Consider the following 1,301-nt stretch of genomic DNA (forward strand, 5'->3'; position numbering starts at 1 on the left):
CCGTCTTACCCCCACCCGTCAACATCAACTTAACCTAACGAAGTACTATTAGCGGCCCGGTGCGGACCTGCGGCCGCGGAACCCGGCGATGATGACGTCGAGCGCGAACTCCAGGTAGGTCTCGGCGTCCAGCGCGGAGCGGGCCAGGGCCACGCGGTCGAGCGCCGGATAGATCTGGGGGTCGTCGGCCGTCTGATGCCGGGCCGGTGGACCGCCACGGCGTTGGAAGCCGGCCGCCAGCTTGAGGTATCCGACCCAGTAGGCCTGCGTCGTGGCCTGCGCCAGCACCGTGGTCCTCTCGTCGAAACCCGCGTCGAGCAGGATGCCGGTGGCGAGGTCGGCGAGCCGGGTGCCGTGGCGGGTCCTGGTGATGTCGACGAGGTAGTCGGCGACGCCGGGGCAGTCGCTCACCGCGGCGGACAGCCGCCGGTGCACCGCGCGCAGCCGGTCCTCCCACGGCCCGTCCGGCGGCGCCTCGACCTGGCCGAGCACTCGCTCCACGACGAGACTCAGCAGGGCTTCCCGAGTGGGGACGTGGTAGTGAATCGCCATCGTGGTGACGCCGAAGTGCCGCGCCAGCCCCCGCATCGTCACCTGGTCGAGGCCGTCACGGCGCGCCACCGCCAGCGCAGCGTCCACGATCCGACGTTCGCCCAGCGGCTCCGCCGACGGGCTGAGCGGTTCCGTCACCGGCAGACCCTTCTCGACGCCGGGCGCCGTCCCAGACGTCGTACCCTGCCTACTCGGCATTCTCGCCTCACCCGACCCGTCGACCGCGCGACGCGCCCGCCGGCGGGTCCTCGTCGACCGCGCGACAAACGCCGGACAGCACTTCCTCGGCCACCGACAGCGCGGTCGGTACCCCTCACCGCCTACTATGCACAGCATAGTAGGCGGTGAGCCACGGATACGCGACCCGCCCCGGGCTGCAGCCGCACGTCGCCGGTGGCGCTAGCCTGCCCACGTTCCGGACGATTTTCGGATCAGGAACTCGAAGTACTGCAAGACGCCGGCCGGCTAGCGGCTTTCCAGACGACAGTTTCATCCCCGTGCACCGGTTCGCCTGCCGGGTGAGCGACGAAGAGTGACGCGGAGTCGCTCAACCTCGACCCCTGCCCGTGAGCCCGCCGCAAGCCCCGGACGGCGGGGCCGACGCCACTCGCGCGGCCGCATTATGCATGGCATAGTTAGCTCGGACCAAGGGTACGTGGCCGGTCCCGGGCTGCAGTGACGGCCGTGTCCGCGGTCGGGACGCCCCTGCACCGGCCAGCGTAGGTAGCAGGAGGAAACGGAGGCCTCGC

The 1,301-nt window shown here is 70.6% G+C and carries 1 protein-coding gene; it reads right to left on the reverse strand.

Features of this window, described 5'->3' with window-relative positions:
• Positions 1-48 precede the first annotated feature (48 nt).
• On the reverse strand, positions 49-690 hold the full coding sequence (locus U9983_RS12630; RefSeq protein ID WP_322754206.1) for a TetR/AcrR family transcriptional regulator: 642 nt from the start codon (positions 688-690) through the stop codon (positions 49-51).
• Between the last annotated feature and the right edge of the window lie 611 nt (positions 691-1,301).

This window comes from Protofrankia sp. Cas3 (assembly GCF_963555955.1).
In the GTDB taxonomy this organism is placed as follows: Bacteria; Actinomycetota; Actinomycetes; order Frankiales; family Frankiaceae; genus Protofrankia.